Below are 21964 nucleotides of genomic sequence, written 5' to 3'. Positions count from 1 at the left end.
ACCCACCCCCGCACCCCATCCTTCGTTCCATCACCACCGCCGGGCGACCGCCGACCCACCCGGCCACGCCCCGGTGTGCCCGGGGCCGTCCCCGGATGGCGGTTGTGTCCGGGTGGGTGGCATCGACCCGGTCACGGTTGACAGTGAGAGGGCTTCTCCCATTGGATTCTCCGACTATGGTCGGTCATGTCTCGATCACGAGGAGAAGCGCATGAGCTGGCTCTCGAATCGTCTCCTTCTCGGGCACCTTCGCACGGGCCCCACCGTCCTGGCACCCGCCAAGACCAGCCCTGCGGCCCTCCTGGAGATCCTCAGTCTCGCCGACCCCGGCGCCCGCGCGGACGGCGAGGACGTCGTCCTCGCCGGGATCAGGGTGAAGGGCGGCCTGGAACTGGCGGAGGCCGAGCTTCGCAAGCTCATGGTCCCCGACGAGGACCGCCTATGGGCCCACCGCGTGGTCGCCGAGGGCCCGCTGCCCATGAAGGGCTTCGACAAGGGCACGTCCGAGGGCGTCGCGTACCGTCTCGGCGGCTGGGCGATGACCCGGGGCGAGATGCGCGACCCCGCCGACGACGACCACGCCGGCCCGATCGCCTATCTCGGGGACCTGCCGCCGCACGAGGAGATGATCGCGCTGCTGCGGGAGCACCTGCGGCCCGCCGAGTCGATGCCCGACGTCTGGCAGAAGGCCGGCTCCGCCGAACTCCTCGACGGGATCATCCACCTGGAAGAGGAGGAGTTCCGGATGTACGGCGGAGCGGACATCCTCGTGTCCGCCGCGTACACGACCGACATCCCGCCGGCCGTGCGCGCCGTCATGGGGTACGCGACCCGGGTGGTCAAGGTCGACGTGCGTCCCTTCGAGGACGCCGACGGCACCGTCACGCTGACCGGGGACCAGGCCCTGCTCGACACCGGAACGGCCGCCCTGGCCGTCGCGGACGCCTTCCACGGACTGGTGACCGACCTGTGGGGCTTCCAGATCTCCGCCCCGGCCGACCTCGTCCCCCCCGACCGCCCCACCCCACCGTCCCCGGCCCCGGAGGCCATCGACGAGGACCCGGAACCCGACACCCCCGCCTGACCGCTCACCCACGCCCGCCGGGGACCGGCGACCCGCGTGACCACCGGCCGCGGCCGACGCGGACCGGCGGCGGAACGGTCGCCGGGTCGCGGAGGCAGGCCGGAGCGCGAACGATGGCGGACCCGGTCTCGGCAGAGGTCAGCCGACGTGGACCGGTGGGCGGCGGGTGTCGTCGGGCTCGGCCTGGCGGAGGACCTCGCGGGTGAGCGGGGCGACGTCGCCCCCGCCGAAGACCAGATAGCGCAGCAGCGCGGCGATCGGGTTGCCCTCCGACCAGTGGAAGTACACGTGCGGGAGCTTGCCCGTCTCGTCCCGGATGTGCAGCAGGACCGCGGCGATGGCGTTGGGGATCGTGGACCCCTCCACCCGCAGGATCTTGTAGCCGTACCGCTCCTCGCCGCGCACGCACAGCTCGGAGTGGAACTCCGACGCGTCCTGGACGGTGATCTCCAGGAACAGCAGGGGCTCGTCGTCGGGCAGGTGGTGGTTGCGCCGCGTCTCGTGGTCCTTCTCGGCGTACTCCTGCGCGTCGCGCGCGTCGGGCTCGTTCGCGATGATGCGGATCTTCCCCGGGACGTCGATGAGCCGCTCGGCCCGCTCGTCGAACTCGATGGCGCTGACACGCAGCTCGGTGGACCGGGTGGCCCTGGAGATGATCGACAGGACCACGATGGCCACGACGAAGAAGAACGCGATCTGCAGGCCGTCGGGACGCTCGATGATGTTCGCGACCGCGGTGTACGCCAGGATCAGCGCCACGACCCCGAACCCGGCGGCCCGCCTGCGCCTGCCGTGCTGCCAGGACGACAGGGTGACCGCCACCGCCGCCGAGAGGATCAGCGCCAGCACGCCGGTCGCGTACGCGCCGCCCTGCTCCTCGACGCCCGCGCCGAAGAAGATCGTGAGCGCGAAGGCGATGCCGGTGAACACCAGCACCAGCGGACGCACCGCACGGGTCCAGTCGGGGGCCATGCCGTACCGGGGGAGGTAGCGCGGCACGATGTTCAGCAGCCCCGCCATCGCCGACGCGCCGGCGAACCAGAGGATCGCGATCGTGCTGATGTCGTAGAGCGTGCCGAAGATGTCGCCGAGGTACTGGTGGGCGAGGTAGGCGAGGGCCCGCCCGCTGGCCTTGCCGCCCTCCTGGAACTCCTTGGCGGGGATGAGCACGCTGGTCGCGAAGCTGCTGGCGACCAGGAACACGCTCATGATCAGCGCGGCGACGGTCAGCAGCCGCCTGGCGCCCTTGACGCGCTCCTGGAGGTCGCCCCTGACCAGCGGCATCACCGCGACGCCCGTCTCGAACCCCGAGAGGCCGAGCGCGAGCTTCGGCATCACGAACAGCGAGACGGCGATCATCGCGAGCGGCCCTGAGTGGTCGGTGGTGAGGGCGTGCTCCCAGTCGCCCACCATCGCCGGATGCGCGACCGCCTGGACGACGGCGGTGACCACGACGACCACGTTCATCACGAGGTAGACGGCCACCAGGACCACGGCCAGGCCGATGGCCTCGCTGAAGCCGCCCAGGAACACCACGCCGAGCAGCGCGATGAGCACCAGCGTGATCGGGATCTTCCAGCCTTCGAGGAAGCCGGGCACGAAGGGGTTCTGCAGGATGTGGGCCGTCGCGTCGGCCGCGGACAGGGTGATGGTGATGACGAACGCCGTGGCGACGAACCCGAGCAGGAACAGCACCAGCAGCTTGCCGCGCCACCCGGGCAGCAGCCCTTCGAGCATGGACAGCGAGCCCAGGCCGTTCGGGCTCTCGGCCGCGACGGCGCGGTAGGTCGGCAGCGCGCCGAACAGGGTGAGCGCGACCAGCAGAAGGGTGGCGATGGGGGACAGCGATCCGGCGGCGAGCGCGGCGATGCCCGGCTGGTAGCCGAGGGTGGAGAAGTAGTCGACGCCGGTGAGGCACATGACCTGCCACCAGGCGTGCTGCTCGTGCGGCGTCGGGTCGGCGTGGTGGCCGACGGACCTGCGGTCGGACTGGAGCAGTCCGTGCAGCAGCCAGGCGCGCAGTTTCTCGTCGGCGCGCTCTTCGGACGCCGGCGGAGTTGAGGTGGCCGCCACCCTTGTCACCCCTTAGTAAGTGCCACGGGACGACAGGAACCCTACTCAACCTGAGGGGGTGGCGGTGACCGACCCGGCCTTCCTGTGGACAACGCCGGGAAGTCCCTGATCAGGCACACCGAAGGCGGCGCGGCGGGACCGGTGGCGTGACATGCTGAGCGGGTTCTTGCAATGGTTTTCATAATCAGATTGGATTCGAGGCATGAGAGTCGCCTTCGTCGGCAAGGGCGGCAGCGGCAAGACCACGCTGTCGTCCCTGTTCGCCCGCCATGCCGCACGGCAGGGCGGGCCGGTGGTCGCCATCGACGCCGACATCAACCAGCACCTGGGCCTCGTCCTCGGTCTCGGCCCGTCGGCGATGCCGGAGCCGCTGGGCGCCCACATAGGAGAGATCAAGGAGTACCTGCGGGGGGACAACCCGCGGGTCACCTCCGCCACGACCATGGTCAAGACCACTCCGCCCGGCCGGGGCTCCCGGCTGGTGACCGTCACCGACCCGTTCTTCACCGAACGGTTCGCCACGCCGGTCCAGGGCTTCACGCTCATGGTCACCGGCCCCTTCGACGAGGACGACCTGGGCGTCGCCTGCTACCACTCCAAGGTGGGCGCGGTCGAGCTCTACCTCAACCACCTGGTCGACGGCCCCGGCGAGCACGTCATCGTGGACATGACGGCGGGCGGCGACTCGTTCGCCTCCGGGATGTTCACCCGGTTCGACATGACCTTCCTGGTCGCCGAGCCGACCAGGCAGGGCGTGAGCGTCTACCGCCAGTACCGCGACCACGCCCGCGACTTCGACGTCCCGATCGCCGTGGTCGGCAACAAGGTCCACTCCGAGGCCGACGTGGCGTTCCTCCGTGAGCAGGTCGGCGACGACCTGCTGGTGTGCATGGAGCACTCGCCGGCCGTCCGGTCCATGGAGCAGGGCCGCGCGTTCGGCCTTGACGACCTGGAACCGGCCAACCGCGAGGCCCTCGCGGTGCTCATGAGCCACGTGCGGGCCCAGAAGAAGGACTGGGAGAGGTTCGGCCGCCAGGCGATCGAGTTCCACGAGCGCAACGCCCGCGCGTGGGCCAACCGGGCCACCGGCGAGGACCTCCTCCAGCAGATCGACCACGGCTTCGTCTTCGGCGAGCGGCCCACCGTCGGCGCCGGATGAAGATCCCGCCGGCGCCGGACGACCCGCCTCGCCCGGCGCCGCCTGTCCGTTCCTTACGACACGACACGACCCGTCCGTTCCTTCAGGGCACGACCCATTCATTCCTTACGAAAAGGAGACCAAGCATGTCGCTGACCGTTCCCAACGAGATCGCCGGCCGGGCCCGCGCGGGCGAGATCGACGACGAAGCCTTTCTCACCGTCGTCCGCGACTCCCTGCCCTACGCCTGGACGCTGATCACCGGCCTGGTCCGGCGCCGCGAGCGGAGCGGTGCGGAGTTCGAGGACAACCTCACGCCGCCGCCGGACGAGGCCGCGCGCGGCCAGCTCCTGCGCTGCCTGGCCAGCGACTCGATGCGCGGCGCGCTGGAGCGTCACTTCGGGGTGCGGCTGGCCTTCCAGAACTGCCACCGCGTCGCCGTGTTCGACCCGGCGGCGGAGAAGGCGCACGCGGAGTTCGTGACGCCTCGCGCTCAGATCCTCAACCAGGCGCCCGAACTGGTCGATTGCTGACCTGGCCGGAACGTCCGCGTCAGCTGCTGACCTGACCGGAGAACGTCCGCGTCGACCGCTGACTGACCGGAGAACGTCCGCACGGTCCCCGTCCGCTTCCTCCGGCGGGGGCCGTACGGGCACGCGGCCCAGGCCCTCATCCCTGCTCGGCCGAGATGCGGACCGGTGCGAGGTCGGCCGCCAGGTAGCGCGCCGCCACGTGCAGCGCCCGCAGCGTCGCGGCCACCGACGGGCGGTTCACGCTCGACTCCCGCACGACGGCCCGCACCTCGCGGGTGACGGGCGTACCGGGGAACTCGCGCACCGTGACGCCGCGCACGCCCGCGGCCAGGGCCAGCGCGGGGACGGCCGCGATGCCGATGCCCTTGGCGACCAGGCTGAGGATGGTGCCGAGGCCCTCGAACTCCCACGGCACCGGATGGGCGCCGCCCACGTCGGACAGCAGCCTCTCCATGGCCATCCGGGAGGGTTCGCCGTCCGGGGTGGCCATCCACGGCTCGTCGCGCAGAGCTTCCAGGTCGATCGGGACCGACGGGTCGGCCATCCGGTGCCGCCGGGGCACGACCAGGACGATGGGGTCGACCAGCAGCGGCAGCACGCGCAGCGTCTCCGGGCCGCGTGCGGACAGGCCCCCGTACCAGTCGTCCACCAGAGCGATGTCGACCTCGCCGGATCGCACCTCCCACATCCCGCGCCCGGAGCGACTTTGCCGTAACCGGAGCGACAGTGCGGTGTGGCGGCGCAGCGACCTGGCGAGCACGGGGGCGAACGCGACCGCCGCCGTGGGGAACGCCGTCACCACCACGCGCCCTGAGGGCGTGGCCGCGTGCGCGGACAGGTCGGACTCGGCCGATTCCACCATGGCGAGGATCCGCTGGGCGTGGTCGACGAGCCGGTGACCGGCGTCGGTGAGCTCGGCGCTCCGCGAGGTGCGGTCCAGCAGGACCGATCCGGTCTGGCGTTCCAGGGCCGCGAGTTGCTGGGAGACCGCGGAGGCGCTGTACCCGAGGGAGGCGGCGGTGGCCGCGATGCTGCCCTTGCGGGCGAACTCGCACAGCAGGACCAGACGGCGGAGATCGAGCATCGGTTCTCCTTATGGTCACCCACGAAAAGCCTCGCTTGTACCGATGGGTGTACCCCCGCAAGCTGGGGGAGTTACCCAGTATTAGGAGGCTATGACCATGAACGTCACGCTTTCCGCGACTCTGGCAGCAAATGAGGACATTGCCCGAAGACGTCATGCCGGGCAGCGGATCCTGAACCTCGCCTTCGGCGAGGCGGGGCTCCCCGTACACCCGGCGTTGCGCGAGCGCCTCACCGAGGCCTCGCGGGACAACCGCTACGGCCCCGTCGCCGGGGCCCCCGGGCTTCGCGAGGCCGCCGCGGGCTACTGGGACCGGCGGGGACTGCCCACCGACCCCGGCCTGGTGGTCTGCGGCCCAGGAAGCAAGCCGCTCCTTTACGCGCTCCTGCTCGCGATCGGCGGCGACATCGTCCTGCCGATGCCGAGCTGGGTCAGCTACGCCGCCCAGGCCGGCCTCGCCGGCGCCCGCCCGATCATGGTTCCCACGCCCCCCGGCGAGGGGGGGACGCCGGACCCTGAGCAGGTGAGGGACGCCGTGCTGCACGCGCGCGCCCAGGGCCGCACGGTCGGATCGGTGCTGGTCACGCTGCCCGACAACCCGACCGGCAGGCTGGCGCGGCCCGAGACCGTCGCCCGGCTGGCCGAGGTCGCCCGCGAGCTCGACCTGACCGTCATCTCCGACGAGATCTACCGGGACCTGGTCCACGACCTGGACGCCGCCTTCCTCAGCCCGGCCGGACTGGCACCGGAGCGTACCGTCGTCACCACCGGGCTGAGCAAGAGCCTCGCGCTCGGCGGGTGGCGCATCGGCGTGGCCCGGCTTCCCGCCGGACCCTTGCGGGACCGGCTCCTCGCCGTCGCGTCGGAGATCTGGTCGAGCCCGGCCGCCCCGGTGCAACACGCGGCGGCGTACGCCTACACCGAGCCGCCCGAACTCGTCGAGCGCGTCGCCGCGAGCCGGAGGCTGCACGGCGTGGTGGCCCGTGCGGTGGCCGACCGCTTCGTCCGGGCGGGCGCCGGCGTCGCGTACCCGCAGGGCGGGTTCTACCTCTACCCCGACCTCGCGCCCCTCCGCCGGTTCGCCACCTCGGCCGGCCTGGCCTCGGCGCTGCTCGACGCGCACGGGGTGGCCGTCCTTCCCGGGACGGTGTTCGGGGACGCGCCGGGCGACCTGCGCGTGCGGGTCGCCACCAGCCTGCTGTACGGGGAGGACGAGGAGCAGCGGCTGGCCACTCTGGACAGCGACCGCCCGCTGGAGCTGCCGTGGGTGGCGGCCTCGCTGGGGCACCTGGAGGAGGCGCTCGCGGGGTTGACCGGACGGCGGCGGTTCGCCCCCTGGATCCCGGCCCCGCTGATCTCCCCCGCGCAGTGACCGGCGCCCCCCTCACAGCACCTCGGAGCCCGGCCCACGATGGCAGATTTCGCCCATCTGACCAGGGGTTTCTTGTTCATCATCATTGCTTGCCAGGACGCTCACCAAGATGTTCCACACGATTTGGCGCGGGGTTCGCAAGGGAGCCCTCATCATGTGCTCATGCCCGCTTTTGTCACCCTGTCCGGGCGCTCCGTGCGCCTGGAACCTCTCAGCCTCGCGGTGGTCGACGACCTGGTCACCGCGGCGAGTGAAGACCGCTCCACGTACACCTTCACTCGTGTTCCCGCAGGCCGGGAAGAGATGACCTCGTACGTCGAGGCTGCTCTGGCTGAGCAGGCGAAGGGCCGCGCGATGCCCTTCGCCATCCGGTGGCTGCATACCGACCGAATCGTCGGTGCCACCCGTCTGCTGCACCTGGAGTACTGGCAGGGCCCCCTGCCCTGGCCTCCGGGTGCGGGAGGCGTGGTGGGCGAGGTCCCGTCCGTGGCGGACATCGGTTACACCTGGCTGGCCGCGTCGGCCCAGGGCACCAGCGTGAACCGGGAGAGCAAGTACCTCATGCTCTCGCTCGCCTTCGAGACCTGGCAGGTCCACCGCATCACTCTCAAGGCGGACGTTCGCAACGTCCGCTCCCGGGCCGCCATCGAGGCCCTCGGCGCACATCTCGACGGGGTGCGGCGGGCGGACAGCCGAGGCGCCGACGACACGGTCCGAGATACCGCGTACTACTCGATCCTCGACACCGAATGGCCGCAGGTCCGAGAACGGATGCACGCGAGGCTCGGCCTCGTGGAAGCGGCGTGAGCTCCCCGTCCCTTCGATGAACCCATGGAACGAACAGCCCGCCCGGTGGCCTTCGCGGCCTCTGGGCGGGCTGTCCGTGTTCCCCCCGCGGTTCCCCCGTCCCCCGCGAGTTTCCCTGTGCTCCGGGACCGTGTTAACCGGTCCCTGCCTGCTTCCCGGGTGCCCCCGGTGTCTCCCCCGTGTCCCCCGTCAGCGGCTCAACGGTGGGAGTCACTCCTCGCTGTCGCTCTCGTAGATGTAGTTCCAGCGGCCACAGGACTTCTTGGAGGCGTGGTGGTTGTCGTAGTAGCAGGTGCGCACCTGGATGCTGTCGACGTCGTTCTCGTAGAAGTGGAAGTAGCGGTAGCCGTTGGAACCGCACTTCTTGGCCCAGTAGGTCGAGTCGTCGCCGTCCTCGTCCTCGAACTTGACCTGGACGTAGCCGCACAGCCAGTTCGGGGTGTTCTTGTCGTAGAGCTTGCCCTCGACGTGGAAGCGGCCGTCGTGGTGCTCGTCCTCGTAGACGTCGCCCCTGGCCTTGGCCCGGGAGCCGTTCCAGTACTTGCTGTAGTAGTAGCCCCAGCTGTCGTCGAAATCGAAGCTGGAAGCCGTCGCGGTCTTCGTGACGGTCGCGGCGCTGGCCGAGGAGGCGGCGGCGGGCAGGCCGATCGCGAGGACCGCAGTGGCGGCGGCGAGGCCGAGCGTGGTGCGGATCGTGCGGTGCATCTGGTTCTCCTGAGTGAGGGGCTACCCGGTTTCCTGCTCACCGGGGCTTGTGTCCAAGTAATAGAACCCGTCGCCTGCAGGACACTTACAACGGCCTTACCTTCGCCTGCAATGCGCTTGAGCCGTGCCCCGCCGGATCCGCGTACAGGTGACCGGATCCGGCGGCGGTGGCCGCGCCGTTCGTGACCGCCCCCGTACGGGGGCCACGTTCGGCTGGCCTCAGCATGGGCGCGCGCGTTCAACGCCAGATCAACGGGCAATCAACGCGCGGATTAACAGCGGGTCGATCGCATAACGAAGAAAGCATCGGGGGAACTATCATTTGTATATAAGACCGTGTTTTAAAGGATGGAAATCGCAACATGGCTGGTCAAGACACTGAGGCTGGCCTTCGTTTCGCCGTGCTGGGTCCGGTTCAGGCATGGCTGGACGGGCGGGAGGTCGAGCTCGGCACGCCGCTGCAGCGGTCCATTCTGGCCATGCTGCTGCTCCGCGAGGGCCGTGCGGTGACCCCGATGGAGATGATCGACGCGGTCTGGGGAGAGGACGCCCCTCCCCGGGCCCTCGGCGCGCTGCGCACGTACGTCTCCCGGTTACGCGGCGTCCTCGAACCCGACCGTTCGCCGCGCACGCGACCTGAGCTGCTCACCTCGGTGGGACGGGGGTACGCGCTCAGGCTCGCGCCGGGCAGCGTCGACCTCACCGTCTTCGAGCGCCGCGTCGCCGCCGCCGAGGCCGAGCGCAGGTCGGGCGACCTGGCCGGCGCCGCCGAGACGATCCGCGAGGCCCTCGGCGTGTGGTCGGGCGAGCCGCTCGCCGGAGCCGTCGGCCCGTACGTCGAGAGCCAGCGCGGCCGGCTCGTCGAGCGCCGTGTCGGCGTCGTCGAGGGTCTGATGGAGCTGGACCTGGCGCTCGGGCGGCACGCCGACGTCATCCCCGAACTGCTGTCCCTCACCGCCGAGCACCCGCTCAGGGAGCGGCTGCGCGGCCAGCTGATGATCGCGTACTACCGGTGCGGCCGGCAGGCGGACGCGCTCTCGGTGTTCACCGACACCCGCCACGCGCTGGTCGAGGAGCTGGGCATCGACCCGGGCCCCGAGCTGGCCGCGCTCCACCAGCGCATCCTGGCCGCCGACCCGGCGCTCGCCTGGGCACCCGGCGGGACCGCACGGCGCGACCAGGACGCCGGCGACCCCCCGGCCCGGCGGGAGGCCACGCGTGACCCGCGCGCGGGTCGGCCGGGTGACAGGCACGCGCCGGGCCGCGAGGGCGAGGACTCCGAGCACGACACCCCGCACGAGATGCCCCGGCCCGCGCAGCTGCCCGCCGCCGTCAACGACTTCACCGGGCGCAAGGAGGTCGTCAACCGGCTGCGCACGCTGGTGACCAGCGTCACCGGCACCGAGGGCATGCCGGTGGCCGCCGTCTCGGGCATCGGCGGCGTCGGCAAGACGACGCTCGCCGTGCACGTGGCCCATTCGGTCCACGAGGTGTTCCCCGACGGGCAGCTCTACGCCGACCTGCGCGGGTACGGGGAGGAGCCGACGGCCCCCGAGTCGGTGCTGGCGGCGTTCCTGCGCGCGCTCGCCATCCCCGTCGACGTCATCCCCGACGGCCTGCCCGAACGCGCGGCGCTGTTCCGCTCGCTGCTCGCCGAGCGGCGCATGATCGTCCTGCTGGACAACGCGCGCGACGCCGAGCAGGTCGAGCACCTCCTGCCGGGCACGTCGGGCTGCGCGGCGATCATCACGAGCCGGGTGAAGCTGGCGGACCTGCCCTCGGCCCGGCTGGTCGACCTGGAGGTCATGGAGCCCGAGGAGGCGCTCAGCCTGTTCTCGGCCGTCGCCGGGCCCGAACGCGTCGCCGTCGAGCACGCCGCCGCCATGGACGTGGTGGCCATCTGCGGGTTCCTGCCGCTCGCCGTGCGCATCGTGGCGGCCAGGCTCGCGGCCAGACCGGCCTGGACGGTGGCGTCCCTGGTCCCCCGGCTCGCCGACGAGCGGCGCCGCCTGGACGAGATGCGCATCGGCCACCTCGGCGTGAACGCCACCTTCGCGCTCGGCTACCGCCACCTCGAACCGGGTCAGGCACGGGCGTTCCGCCTGCTCTCGCTCCCGAACGGGCCCGACATCTCGGTCCAGGCCGCGGCGGCCGTCCTGTCGCTCAGCACGATCGAGGCCGAGGACATGCTGGAGTCGCTGGTCGACGTCAGCCTGCTGGAGGCCCCCGCCCCCGGGCGCTACCGCTTCCACGACCTGCTGCGGCTGTTCGCGCGCAAGCAGGCGGAGGCGACCGAGGACCCGGGCGCGGGCATGCTCGCGCTGCGCCGGCTCCTCGGGTTCTACCTGGCGTCGGCCCAGGCGGCGCACCGGCTGGCGTACGAGGGCAGCGTGATCTCCGACCACCTGGTGTCCACGGGCGTCGCCGGCCGGAGCTTCGCGGGCGCGGACGAGGCGGTGGCCTGGCTCACCGTCGAGGCCGAGGCGCTGTTCGCGGCGATCGGCCAGACGGCCGAGACCGCCACGACGCCGCAGACCCTGCTGCCGTCCGCCGACCTGCTCGTCGCCATGGAACCGCTGCTGGAGTCGGGCGCCTACGTCCGCGAGTTCGACGGGCGCACCAACTCGGTGCTCGCCACCGCCCAGGCCATCGGCGACCTGGCCAGTGAGCTGCGCTGCCGGTACGTGCTGGGCCGTGTCCTGTTCGGGGCCAACCGGCTCGGGGACGCCGAGTGGCAGTTCCGCGCGGCGCTCGAACTGTCCGGGTCCACCGGCGACCGGATCGTCACCGGTGAGATCTACAACGCGCTCGCCGTCGTCGCAGGGCGCCAGCGCCGCCACGAGGACGCGCTGGCCTGGTTCGACTCGGCGCTCAAGGCGTACCGCGAGATCGGCGCCGCGGCCGGAGAGGCGCTGGTGGCCAGCTACTCCGCGCGCGACCACCTCGGGCTCGGCCACCCGGAGGACGCGATCGCGGCCGCCGAGCGCGGGCTCGCGATCTTCCAGGAGCTGGGCAGCGGGGCCGGCACGGCACGCGCGCGCTACCACCTCGGCATCGTCCTGTCCCGGGTGGGCCGGCTGACCGAGGCGGTGGTCCACCACGCCGAGTGCCTGGACTTCTTCCGCGCGGGCCACCAGAAGGTGTGGGAGCAGCGGGTGTGCTGCCGGCTGGCCGAGACCTTCATCGCCGCGGGCCGCTACAAGGACGCGGCGCGGCACGCCGAGCAGGCGCTCACGTTGAGCAGGGAGATCGGTCATCCGTACGGCGAGGCGCTGTCACTGACCGTGCTGGGCAGGGCCCTGACCGGGCTCGGGAGCGTCCGGCGGAGCGGTGACTGCCTGAGACGTGCCCTGGACATCTTCACCCGCCTGGGATCGCCCGAGGCCGCCGACCTCCGCGCTCTCCTGAAGATCGACCAGGTCAGCGATTAGCTCGCGGACCCCTCCGAAGGGGTCGTCGTCTAATCGCGTCATCCAAACGTGATTTATCACCTTATTGTCACCGTGATCCCGTTCAACGTCTCGGTCGGTCGCCTATGGGTGTATAGATCCATCTATGTGTTGTTCTGAGTGCCCGGCCGGTCGCCCGCCGCCGCTCAGCGCCAGGGGGCCCGGTGCCTACCGGAGGCGCTTCGCGACGGCCGGTCGCCTCACTGATGACGACCGGCCGGACGTCGGCACGGAACCGGAACCCCCCAAGCTCCGTACCTACGAGAACAGGCTCGCGGCGGGCGCTCAATATCGGATCAACGCCGGATCAATATCACCAAATCTGCGACAAAGCCGCAGGTCGGGCGCCGGATAGACGACCTGGAGCCCCGGACATTCAAGTGGTTCGCAAGCAGCGGTTAAGCGGGTAGAGATACGACTGGGGCGTAAGCCACCCGCACCAGATGTTCAAGGAGCGGATCTTGATGTTGATCCCGTGTTTCGCCTGCGAGTCCAGATTCCAGCCGGACGAATACTTCCTCGCCTGCCACGACTACAACCGCGGCATGGACCTCGTCGCCTGGACCTGCCCCCGCTGCGGCAACCGGGACGATCTGCGGGTCCTGCCCGGCGCCATCGGCTTCGGCTACCCGCGCCGAGGGCGCTTCGACGTCTCCGACCGCTTCCAGGTCCCCGGCCTCCGCCGCCAGCGCCAGGACCTGCGCCTGGACATATCGCTCGACCACGAGGTCTGGCGCGTCCCCACCCGCCTCCGCCAGCTGATCTGATCCCCGTACCGCGCTCCCATCGTCAGGCGAGACGGAGGCTGTGCCAGGCGGCCTCGCAGAGGGACTTGATCTCCTCTTCGGTGGGCTGGTGCGCGCCCGCGAACCACAACCGGCACATCTCGGTGGCGGGGCCGAGCCACAGGACGTAACACATCGTCGGATGCACCGGCCGCAGCACGTCGGCCTTCATGTGGGGGCGCCACCAGTCGGAGACCTGGCGGAAGAACGCGCGGCGCGCCTCGGCGACCTCGGGGCCGCCCGGCTCGTCACGCCGGGGCGGGCGCTCGCTGATCAGGATGCGGGCCCGCTCGGGGTGCTCGCCGCACCACGCCATGTGCATGGCCACGATCGCCTCGATGCCGCCCTGGGCGCTGTCGTGCCGGAACAGCTCCTCGACGAAGGTCTGCTGGTACATGTTCTGGATCTCGGAGTAGAGCACCCCGAAGACGTGTTCCTTGCTGGCGAAGTGATGGTAGAAACTTCCGACGCTGACGCCGCTCTCCTGGCGGAGGCTGGCGAGCGTCGTTGCGGAGACCCCGTCCTGGCTGAAGCGGCGCAGCGCGCCCTCGATGATCCTGGTCCGGCCGTCTCGCCCGTTCTTCGCGCTCTTCACACCGTCAATGGTCGCTCAGCAGAACCTTGTTCTGCAAACTGTGCGGTGGACCCAATCCTAGACGACGCCGCCCGGCCCCTCGCCACGGCCGATCCTGGCGAGGATCTCGACCGTCCCCGACTCGATGCGCACCTGCGCGTCCGGCCACCACCGCTTGATGATGGACAGGACCTTGCGGTTGTCCCCCATGACGTCCATGCCCACCATGACCGCCCCCCGCGCCACGGCCCGGCGCAGCAGCGTCCCCACCAGACGGGAGCCGAGCCCGAGCCCCTGCCACTCGTCGGCGACCACGACCGCGATCTCGGTCGCGTCGCTCCGCCGGAAGCTCATCGCGTGGCCGACGACGCGCTGATCGCCGTCCACGGCCAGCAGGACGTCGCGGCGCTCGTCGATCATGATCATGGAACGGACGAGGCGCGCGTCCGGCCGGGTGAGCCCGGCGAAGAACCGCAGGGTCTGGCTCTTCAGGGAAAGGGCCTCCACGAACGCCCTCACCCGCTGCTCGTCGTCCATCCGCGCGGGCCGTAACTCGATCGCCGTGACCGCCGGGACGGAGACCGGTGGAGCCTCCACCTGAGTTCGCATCATGGACTCAGCCTCCCCTAGTCCAGCTGAGTCTGTCAACTAGACTTAGCGGCGTTGGAGGGACGAAAAATGAGCGCCTACGATGCCACCATGACCGACCCGCTTCCCCACCGGGTGCAGAACTGCTCGATCGAACGGACCCTCGCCGTCATCGGCGAGAAGTGGACGTTGCTCGTGCTGAGAGAGGCGTTCAACGGGGTACGCCGGTTCGCCGACATGCAGACCGGCACCGGGGCGCCCCGGCAGGTGCTCAGCGCGCGGCTGGCCAGGCTGGTCGAGGAGGGCCTGCTGCGCAAGGTGCCCTACCGCGAGCCCGGCAGCCGGCAGCGTGACGAGTACCGCCTCACCCAGAAGGGCCTCGACCTCTACCCGATCATGGTCAGCCTCATGCAGTGGGGCGACCACTACACGGCCGACCCCGAAGGCCCGGCGATCGTGCTCACCCACCGGGGGTGCGGGTCCCCTGTCGGGGCGTACCTGCGCTGCGCGGACGACCACGAGGTGGCCTCGCCCCGCGAGGTCACCCCGCGGTTCGGTCCCGGCGCCCGCATGGCCGGCTAGCGCCACGTCCCGGCGCCCGCGTGGCCGACCGGCGCCAGGGCACACGGGTCGGGCCCGGCCAGGCACGCGGGTCAGGCCAGCTGCATGGACCCGAGCACGCGCTTGAAGGCGAGCAGCGACGCCCCCGCCGCCAGGACCATGAGCACGGCCACCGCCGCCGTCCTGACGATCAGGTAGGTCTCGATCGACTCGCTGAACAACAGCCACAGGCTGAGTGAACCGTTCACGAACTGCACGGCGCCCCACAGCAGCGACAGGCGCACGAAGAACCGGCGCATGCGGGGATCGTGGATCAGGTGGTCGGGCAGCGGCACGAGGTCGGTGGTCACCCGCTGGATCAGCGGGCGCGGCGCGGCGGCCGTGGTCAGGAACGCCAGGCTCGCGCAGAACACCCCGAGCGTCGGCTGCAGGAAGTAGATCACGACGTCGCCGGTGACCAGCGCGAGCGCCGCGCGCACGGTGATCGCCAGCATCGCCAGCAGGACGGTGCCGGGGACGGCCTTGCGCCTGACCAGCCGCAGCGCGACCCCGCCGTACACCCAGCCCACCGCCATGACGAGCCCGCCGTGGATGCCCGCGACCAGCAGTCCTGCGTAGAACACGGCCACCGGAAGGATCATGCCCTCCAGCACGCGAGGCACCGCGTGCCGGATCAGGACGGGGATCCTGGGCAACGCCGGATGCCGCTCGGCGGCGGGCAGCGCGAACGTGGGCGTGGTCATGTCTGGAAGGGCTCCCGGAGGCCAGGGCGGAGGAATCCACACGACCGTACGGCATGCTCCAGCCGTCCGCGAGCGGTTCCAAAAGATCATGATCGCGCGGTTTCCGCGTCCCCGCCGCGCCTGAGAGCGCGGTGCCACGGGCGGGTCACCGACCGCCCACCGGCCTGCCTAGGCTGAGAACGTGTACCGGTTCCTCCTGAGGCCTCGCTGGCTGGCGTTCCACCTGCTGGTCCTCGTACTCATCCCCTCGTTCGTCCTCCTGGGCCGATGGCAGTTCGGGCGATATGAGGAGCGGTCCGCGTCGAGCTCACTGGCGACCGGCAACCTCGCGGCGGCCCCGGTGGCGCTGACCAGCCTGGACACCCCGGGCGGCACGGTGCCCGCCTCGGTCAGGTTCCGCGGCGTCACGGCGTCCGGCCACTTCGACCCGGCCCACGAGCTGCTCGTACGGCGCCGCGTGCAGAACGGCCAGCCCGGCTTCTTCGTGCTCACGCCCCTGGTCACCGCGGACGGCACCGCCGTCGTCGTCAACCGCGGCTGGGTGCCGATGGGACCGACCGCGGAGACCCCTCCGGAGGTCCCGCCCGCGCCTCTCGGTGAGGTAACTGTCACTGGGCGGCTACGCCAGTCCGAGACCGAGGACAGCACCGGCATCAACGACCGCCCCGGCCTCCCGCCGCGCCAGGTACTGCTGATCGACACCCCCGGCATCGGCAAGGGGATGCCGTACGAACTGTTCGGCGGGTACGTCGAGCTGACCGCGCAGCGGCCGGCCTCCGCGACGGCTCCCGAGCCCGTCCCCGAGCCCGACGTCGGCGGGGGCGGCGGGCTCAACCTGGCCTACGGGGTGCAGTGGTGGTTGTTCATCGGCATCGCCATCGGCGGGTGGATCATGCTGATCCGCCGCGAGGCCCGCGACCTCCAGACGGAGCGGGAGTCCACCACGGCCTCGGGCGCGGTCCCGGCCCCCGGCCACTGAACCGGCCGTACGCGGCGCGGGGCGGACCGGCCGTACGTGACCCGGCGCCCCTGGACCGGCGCGACCGAACCGGCCGTACGCGGCGCGCGAGGTCCGTGGCACCCGTAACGTTTCGGTGGAACGTCGGTTGACGGAACCGGAGGCGCCGATGACATCGGCCACACAGGTCATCGCCCCATGACATGCTTATTGTCGGAATCGTCACGATTTCAGGTAAGGGCTCTGACGACGCCCGACACCCGGCGGGCCGGCAACGGATACCAACCGGAGACCTCCCAGCTTGTCTCGTGTTATTCCTGCGGCATACGGTTTTCCCTGTGAACACATCGCTGCCCCCTGACCCAGAGCCGAGGCGGCGAGATTATGTGATCATCAGCGTCGACGATCACCTGATCGAGCCGCCGGACCTGTTCGACGGCAGACTTCCCGACAAGTACGTCGACCTCGCCCCGAAGGTCGTGGAGACCGAGGCGGCCCACCAGGTGTGGCGCTACGGCGGCGGCACCTACGCGTGCGCCGGCATGGACGCCGGCGCCGGCCTGCCGCGCGACCAGTGGACCCTCGACCCGGTGCGGTTCGAGGAGATGCGGCCCGGCTGCCACGACATCGAGGCCCGCATCGCCGACATGGACATCGCCGGCGTCTGGGCGGCGCTGAGCTTCCCCGGCATGCTCGCCGTCCAGTCCGGCATGGCCTTCGCCAAGACCCGCGACCAGGACCTCGGCCTGGCCCTCACCCGCGCGTGGAACGACTGGCACTGCGACGTGTGGGCCGGCACCTACCCCGAGCGCATCATCGCCCTGCAGCTTCCCTGGCTCCCCGACGTCGAGGTCGCGGCCAAGGAGGTCCGGGCCAACGCGGCGCGCGGCTTCAAGGCCGTGGTCTTCCCCGAGTTCCCGACGCGGCTGCGCCTGCCGTCCATCCACACCGGCCACTGGGACCCGTTCTTCGCCGCGTGCGAGGAGACCGGCACGGTCGTCTGCCTGCACACCGGCGCCTCGTCCTGGTCGCCGGTGCCCTCGCCGGACACCCCGATCGAGGCCATCACCACGATGATCCCGGCGAGCGCGATGTTCGCCTGCGCCGACTGGCTGTGGTCGGGGGTGCCGCTGCGCTTCCCCAAGCTGCGCATCCTCATCGTCGAGGGCGGCGTCGGGTGGCTGCCCATGCTGGCCGCCCGCGCCGACTACGCCCTCGACCACCCCGTGGCGGGCGAGGCGACCTGGGAGGGCGGGCTCAAGCCCAGCGAGGTGCTCCGCCGCAACTTCTACTTCGGCACCCTGGACGACTACGCGCTGTCCGGCGTGCGCCTGGCCGTGGGGCTGGAGCACGTCCTGCTCGAAAGCGGGTACCCCCGGTCCGACTCCACATGGCCGGACGTCCAGCAGGCGCTGGCGCGCAACCTCGGCAGCCTGCCGCCCGCCGACATCTCCAGGGTCGCGTACGGGAACGCGGCGCGCCTGTTCGGCCATCCCCTGCCCTCGCGCGCCTGGCTGCTCAGGGAAGAGCTCTAGGAGCGGTCCACCGCCGTGACCCGGGCCGGGCGCACCACCCGGGCCGGGGCCACCGCCTGGATCGGGTACGGCCGTCGCTAGACGACCTCGCCGCGCACCTTCTTGTGCTCCCAGTCGAGGTAGCGACCGCTCTCGCCGAGCAGGGAGCTCATCAGCCACAGGAACACGCCGAAGTCGTCGGTCACGCCGATCAGCGGCAGGAAGTCGGGGACGATGTCGAACGGGGACACGATGTACAGGACGCCGAGCCCCATCATCGCGAGCTTGCCCTTGCCGAGGTCGCGGTACTCGCCGCGCATCGAGCCGCCGATCATCCTCGGAAACGCCTTGATCCGAGCCATCAGACCCGGCGATCCGGGCCTGCTCACGTCCTTGTAGGCGCGATACGCCGCGGTCGCCCGCCCAGTCTTGCCCATGATCGGCCACCTCCGTCTGTGCCCACGGTGACGCGCGCACGGTCGGACCTCCTGACCGCGCTCCACTACCCTGCCACGCACCCCGATAACGTCCGGCGCGGCACGCGGAGTTCCGCCCCTGGCAGGAGCTTCGCCGGCGCGGCATCCCGTGCCCCGGACGGCGTCAGGACGCCTCGGGGGCCAGTTCCCGCACGGCCTGGGGGATGGAGACCTCACCGTCAGGGATCGGCGCCAGCACGGGCGTCGTCAGGCCGTTGGCGACGTACTCCCGGATCCGCGCCCGGCAGGTCGCCGCGTCACCGTGCACGACGAGATCGTCCACGACCTCGTCCGGGATGGCCTTGAGCGCCGCCTGGCGGTCGCCCGCCGCCCAGGCCTCGTGCATCGGGCGCAGGATCTCACCCCGGCCGAGCCAGTCGTGGAAGGCCGCGTACACCGGCACGGTCAGGTACGCCGCCAGCATGCGCCTGCCCAGGGCGCGCACCCTGTCGACGTCCTCGCTCACGCACACGAACAGCCGGGCGATCAGCTCGGTCTCCGGACCCGTCTCGGCCCGCACCTTGCGCACGTCCTGCGGGGAGAGCCAGTTGGTGATGGCGCCGTCGGCCTCCTCGGCCGCGAGGCGCAGCATGCGGGGGCGCAGGGCGGCCAGCACGATCTTCGGCGCCACCTGGGGCGCCCGTTCCAGCTTGAAGCCCCTGACCTCGAAGGTCTCGTACTTCTCTGTCACCTTCTCGCCGGCGAGCGCCCTGCGCAGGAAACGCAGGGTGTCGCGCGTCCTGCCGTACGGCTTGACGAACTCGCCCGCGTTCCAGCGCTCCACGATGACCGGGGACGACGCACCGATGCCGAGCACGAACCGCTCGGGCGCGACGTCGGCGAGCGTGGCGGCCGACATCGCCAGCAGCCCGGGGCCGCGGGTCGACACCGGGATGATGGCGGTGCCGAGGCGGAGCTCCGGCGCCCAGCCGGCGGCCAGAGCGAGCGGGACGAAGCCGTCGGTGCCGCTGACCTCGGCGGACCACGCGTCGGTGTAACCGAGTCCCGGCAGCTCGGCCACCAGGTCCCTGGACTCGGCCATCGTGAGATCGAAGAACGGGATCGTGATTCCCCAACGCTTCACCTGTCCACCTCCGCACCGACCGTACCAACCGGACGGTATGGAGCGCATCGCCTTCGCGCCCCCGATCTTCACGGGCCGGGTTCGCGGGGTCAGGCGCGCAGCTCGCGCATCGCGGTGATGAAGTCCCTGGTCACACCGCGTAGGCCCGGCAGGTGGGACAGGCCGACCAGCCGGTCGATCAGCGGGACCATCACCTCGATCAGCCGGTACGTGCGCTCGCACCCCGGCGAGGTGTCGTGCACCCAGAACAGCACCACCCCGAGGGACGACAGCCACAGCAGCTCCGGGAGCTCCTCACGCAGCTCGACGTCGATGCGGTCGGCGGAGCCCTCGACCACCTGGCGGTAGATCTCGATCGCCGCCTCGCGGGCCGGGGCCGACTCCCCGCTGAAGGGGCTGAGCGGGTTGCTGGGCTCGGAGGCGTGCTTGAAGAACTTGACGGCGAACCCGTGGTACGGCTCCGACACCTGGACCCAGGCGCGGAGCACGCCGTCCAGCCGGGCCGCGAACCTGCGCTCGCCGGCGAGCAGTTCGCGGCAGGCGGCCTCGTGCTCGGCCTGCGCCCGGTCGTAGTAGGCCTGGACCAGCTGCTCCTTGGAGGCGAAGTAGTAGTAGGCGTTGCCAACGGAGACACCCGCCTCGGCCGCTATGGCCCGCATGGTCGTCGCCTCGTACCCCCGCTCCCGGAAAAGGCGCAGGGCCGTCTCGACGATGACATCCCGGGTCTTTTCTCCCCCACGCGCTCTCGGCGTCGATTCGACCACGTGGCCACTGTACGACCCGGAGCCCTTCAAGGTCACAGACGCACAGCATGCCCGCTATTTTCCCGCAAAAATACACAGAGTAGTGGAGTCAGCACTTTGCGCGGGTGGGATAGATCTTCTTGGCGGAGGGGCGCCCTGCGACAGAGGATCAATATGGCTTTGCATCCATGCACTCGGGGACCCGTGTGGCTGGGCGCCTGCGCGCTGCTCGCCGTACAGATCACGGTGATGACGCTGGGCTCCGCAGAAACCGCCTGGGCGGCCACACCGCCGCGCCCCACCACCACAACGCCCCAAACCACCCAACAAAAACCCCAAACCATCCCAAAAGGGACTCAGACCCCACCCAAACTAACCCACCAAGAAGCCCACACCCTTGCCGAAACCACCCCTCGAAAACCTCGCACCCCTGCCGAAACCACCCCACGTAAAGCCCGCACCCCGTCGAATGTCCCCACCGGCAAATCAACCCCCCGAACCACCTCCGCGACCACCCGCGCGAACAACCGAACCACCCACGCGAACCGCGCCGTACCCACGAACGGCCGAACCGTACGCGCGAAGCGCGCCGTACCCGTGAACGGCCGAACCGTACGCACAAAGAGACACCCCGCACGCGCGACCAGCCCGGCCGTACCCGCAGGCAGGCAGGCCGTACCCGCCGTCACCCCAGCCATGGCCGCCGACACCGGCGCCCCCTCGGCGACCGTCCACGCCCTGCCCCTCGACACCCAGGCCCTGCAACCCGTCACCCTCGCCGTACCAGCGAAAACCCGGGCACAACGACCGAACCACCCCAGTGTCCTGTCCCTCGGAACCCGATCCACACCGACAAAAAGCCGCACCGCACCCGCAGAAACCCGAGCGCTCCGGGCAGGGAGGCGGGCGGTGCCGGTGAACGCGCGGGCCGTACGAGCGAGCGGCCGCACCGCGACCGCGAGCACCCGAGCGCTGCGGGCACGGGCGCGGGCGGTGCCGGTGAGGGCGCGGGCCGTGCGGGCGAAGGCCTGGGGCGGGCCGGTGAGCGGCCGGAACGTGCGGTTGCGGGGGATCAGTTACTCGATGCCCGGCCGGACGGCGGACACGACGAGGGCGCGGCGGACGGTCGTGGCGCAGGCCCGGGCGCGGATGGTCGGCGCGATGATGTGGCGGCAGCACCGCCGCTTCCGCGCCGTACGGCTCCAGCACCCGCAGGCCACGCGCCGCCTCCGCCTCGCCGGGCTGAGGTGGCGGTCATCCGGGCACTGCGTCGACCGCCTCGGACCCTCCTGCACGTCCCTGGCCTCCGTGCGGCTGGGAACCCTGTGGGGTCTGGTCAACCTGAGGCACCGCAGCCACTGCCCCCTCACGGTGACCGGCGGGACCGAGACCGGCCACGCCGGGGGCCGCTACAGCCACGGCAACGGCTACAAGATCGACATAGCGCACAACCGGTGCGTCGACCGGTACGTCCGCAGGAAGCGCGCCGGCCAGGTCCGCAGAGACGGCGCCCGCCTCTTCTACGAACGCCACCCCCAGGGCTACACCGTCTACGCCAACGAGCCCAGCCACTGGGACATCCTCTTCCGCTGACCCCCCTGGCGGGGCCGTCGGCCGGGCCCGCCTGGCAGGGCCGTGGCCGGGCCCGCCTGGCAGGGCCGTGGCCGGGCCCGCCTGGCGGGCCGTCGGCCGG

20 protein-coding genes are annotated in these 21964 nt (G+C 71.0%); 11 read left to right on the top strand and 9 right to left on the bottom strand.

Features of this window, described 5'->3' with window-relative positions; all coding sequences use genetic code 11:
- Nucleotides 1-211 precede the first annotated feature (211 nt).
- Nucleotides 212-1084 (top strand): hypothetical protein, encoded by an 873-nt coding sequence (locus NYZ98_RS02995; RefSeq protein WP_262840875.1) that lies wholly within the window; start codon nucleotides 212-214, stop codon nucleotides 1082-1084.
- 138 nt (nucleotides 1085-1222) lie between these two features.
- On the opposite strand, the gene NYZ98_RS02990 is transcribed toward NYZ98_RS02995, so the two are convergent.
- Nucleotides 1223-3157 carry an APC family permease gene (locus tag NYZ98_RS02990; RefSeq protein WP_262840874.1) on the bottom strand — a complete coding sequence of 645 codons (1935 nt, stop codon included), beginning with the start codon at nucleotides 3155-3157 and terminating at the stop codon, nucleotides 1223-1225.
- A gap of 202 nt (nucleotides 3158-3359) precedes the next feature.
- Here NYZ98_RS02990 and NYZ98_RS02985 point away from each other — a divergent pair, with 202 nt between their 5' ends.
- Together NYZ98_RS02985 and NYZ98_RS02980 are read left to right on the top strand one after the other, a co-directional pair.
- Nucleotides 3360-4316: an ATP-binding protein gene (locus tag NYZ98_RS02985; protein WP_262840873.1), complete on the top strand. Its 957-nt coding sequence runs from the start codon at nucleotides 3360-3362 to the stop codon at nucleotides 4314-4316.
- Nucleotides 4317-4441: 125 nt separating this feature from the next.
- A complete protein-coding gene (locus NYZ98_RS02980) occupies nucleotides 4442-4828 on the top strand; it encodes an SCO5389 family protein (protein WP_262840872.1) in 387 nt (128 codons plus the stop codon).
- A gap of 136 nt (nucleotides 4829-4964) precedes the next feature.
- Here the strand turns inward: NYZ98_RS02980 and NYZ98_RS02975 are convergent, their stop codons facing one another.
- Complete coding sequence (locus tag NYZ98_RS02975; protein WP_262840871.1) at nucleotides 4965-5912, bottom strand: LysR family transcriptional regulator; 948 nt, start codon at nucleotides 5910-5912, stop codon at nucleotides 4965-4967.
- A 97-nt stretch (nucleotides 5913-6009) separates the two neighbouring features.
- On the opposite strand from NYZ98_RS02975, the gene NYZ98_RS02970 reads away from it, so the two are divergent.
- Both NYZ98_RS02970 and NYZ98_RS02965 read left to right on the top strand, forming a co-directional pair.
- Entirely contained in the window at nucleotides 6010-7284 is a 1275-nt protein-coding gene (locus tag NYZ98_RS02970; protein ID WP_262840870.1) for a pyridoxal phosphate-dependent aminotransferase, read from the top strand.
- Nucleotides 7285-7446: 162 nt separating this feature from the next.
- Nucleotides 7447-8091, top strand: coding sequence for a GNAT family N-acetyltransferase (locus NYZ98_RS02965; RefSeq protein WP_262840869.1), 645 nt, complete (start codon nucleotides 7447-7449; stop codon nucleotides 8089-8091).
- A 210-nt stretch (nucleotides 8092-8301) separates the two neighbouring features.
- Here the strand turns inward: NYZ98_RS02965 and NYZ98_RS02960 are convergent, their stop codons facing one another.
- Nucleotides 8302-8796 carry a hypothetical protein gene (locus NYZ98_RS02960; protein ID WP_262840868.1) on the bottom strand — a complete coding sequence of 165 codons (495 nt, stop codon included), beginning with the start codon at nucleotides 8794-8796 and terminating at the stop codon, nucleotides 8302-8304.
- Between the two features lie 401 nt (nucleotides 8797-9197).
- Between NYZ98_RS02960 and NYZ98_RS02955 the strand changes: the two genes are divergently transcribed.
- Together NYZ98_RS02955 and NYZ98_RS02950 are read left to right on the top strand one after the other, a co-directional pair.
- A complete protein-coding gene (locus tag NYZ98_RS02955; protein WP_262840867.1) occupies nucleotides 9198-12227 on the top strand; it encodes an AfsR/SARP family transcriptional regulator in 3030 nt (1009 codons plus the stop codon).
- 482 nt (nucleotides 12228-12709) lie between these two features.
- A complete protein-coding gene (locus tag NYZ98_RS02950; RefSeq protein WP_262840866.1) occupies nucleotides 12710-13012 on the top strand; it encodes a hypothetical protein in 303 nt (100 codons plus the stop codon).
- Between the two features lie 22 nt (nucleotides 13013-13034).
- Here NYZ98_RS02950 and NYZ98_RS02945 read toward each other — a convergent pair whose 3' ends face one another.
- Both NYZ98_RS02945 and NYZ98_RS02940 read right to left on the bottom strand, forming a co-directional pair.
- Nucleotides 13035-13625 (bottom strand): TetR/AcrR family transcriptional regulator, encoded by a 591-nt coding sequence (locus NYZ98_RS02945; RefSeq protein WP_262840865.1) that lies wholly within the window; start codon nucleotides 13623-13625, stop codon nucleotides 13035-13037.
- Between the two features lie 57 nt (nucleotides 13626-13682).
- The gene (locus tag NYZ98_RS02940; protein ID WP_262840864.1) at nucleotides 13683-14216 is read right to left on the bottom strand and encodes a GNAT family N-acetyltransferase; all 534 of its coding nucleotides are present in this window, start codon (nucleotides 14214-14216) and stop codon (nucleotides 13683-13685) included.
- Between the two features lie 66 nt (nucleotides 14217-14282).
- Here NYZ98_RS02940 and NYZ98_RS02935 point away from each other — a divergent pair, with 66 nt between their 5' ends.
- Entirely contained in the window at nucleotides 14283-14774 is a 492-nt protein-coding gene (locus NYZ98_RS02935; RefSeq protein ID WP_262840863.1) for a winged helix-turn-helix transcriptional regulator, read from the top strand.
- 71 nt (nucleotides 14775-14845) lie between these two features.
- Here NYZ98_RS02935 and NYZ98_RS02930 read toward each other — a convergent pair whose 3' ends face one another.
- A complete protein-coding gene (locus NYZ98_RS02930) occupies nucleotides 14846-15496 on the bottom strand; it encodes a DUF3159 domain-containing protein (protein ID WP_262840862.1) in 651 nt (216 codons plus the stop codon).
- Nucleotides 15497-15677: 181 nt separating this feature from the next.
- Here NYZ98_RS02930 and NYZ98_RS02925 point away from each other — a divergent pair, with 181 nt between their 5' ends.
- On the top strand, nucleotides 15678-16475 hold the full coding sequence (locus NYZ98_RS02925; protein ID WP_262840861.1) for an SURF1 family cytochrome oxidase biogenesis protein: 798 nt from the start codon (nucleotides 15678-15680) through the stop codon (nucleotides 16473-16475).
- A gap of 365 nt (nucleotides 16476-16840) precedes the next feature.
- Complete coding sequence (locus NYZ98_RS02920) at nucleotides 16841-17989, top strand: amidohydrolase family protein (RefSeq protein ID WP_262840860.1); 1149 nt, start codon at nucleotides 16841-16843, stop codon at nucleotides 17987-17989.
- 77 nt (nucleotides 17990-18066) lie between these two features.
- Here the strand turns inward: NYZ98_RS02920 and NYZ98_RS02915 are convergent, their stop codons facing one another.
- The 3 genes from NYZ98_RS02915 to NYZ98_RS02905 form a co-directional block, all read right to left on the bottom strand.
- Complete coding sequence (locus NYZ98_RS02915) at nucleotides 18067-18405, bottom strand: YkvA family protein (protein ID WP_262840859.1); 339 nt, start codon at nucleotides 18403-18405, stop codon at nucleotides 18067-18069.
- A gap of 163 nt (nucleotides 18406-18568) precedes the next feature.
- Nucleotides 18569-19528 carry an LLM class F420-dependent oxidoreductase gene (locus NYZ98_RS02910; RefSeq protein WP_262840858.1) on the bottom strand — a complete coding sequence of 320 codons (960 nt, stop codon included), beginning with the start codon at nucleotides 19526-19528 and terminating at the stop codon, nucleotides 18569-18571.
- An 89-nt stretch (nucleotides 19529-19617) separates the two neighbouring features.
- Nucleotides 19618-20292, bottom strand: coding sequence for a TetR/AcrR family transcriptional regulator (locus NYZ98_RS02905; RefSeq protein WP_262840857.1), 675 nt, complete (start codon nucleotides 20290-20292; stop codon nucleotides 19618-19620).
- 888 nt (nucleotides 20293-21180) lie between these two features.
- Here NYZ98_RS02905 and NYZ98_RS02900 point away from each other — a divergent pair.
- A complete protein-coding gene (locus NYZ98_RS02900) occupies nucleotides 21181-21864 on the top strand; it encodes a hypothetical protein (protein WP_262840856.1) in 684 nt (227 codons plus the stop codon).
- The last annotated feature ends 100 nt before the right edge of the window (nucleotides 21865-21964 follow it).

The organism is Sphaerisporangium corydalis, assembly GCF_025506355.1.
GTDB lineage: Bacteria > Actinomycetota > Actinomycetes > Streptosporangiales > Streptosporangiaceae > Sphaerisporangium > Sphaerisporangium corydalis.
The sequence above is the reverse complement of the archived record's forward strand: the minus strand, read 5'-3'. Positions and strand labels throughout refer to the sequence as shown.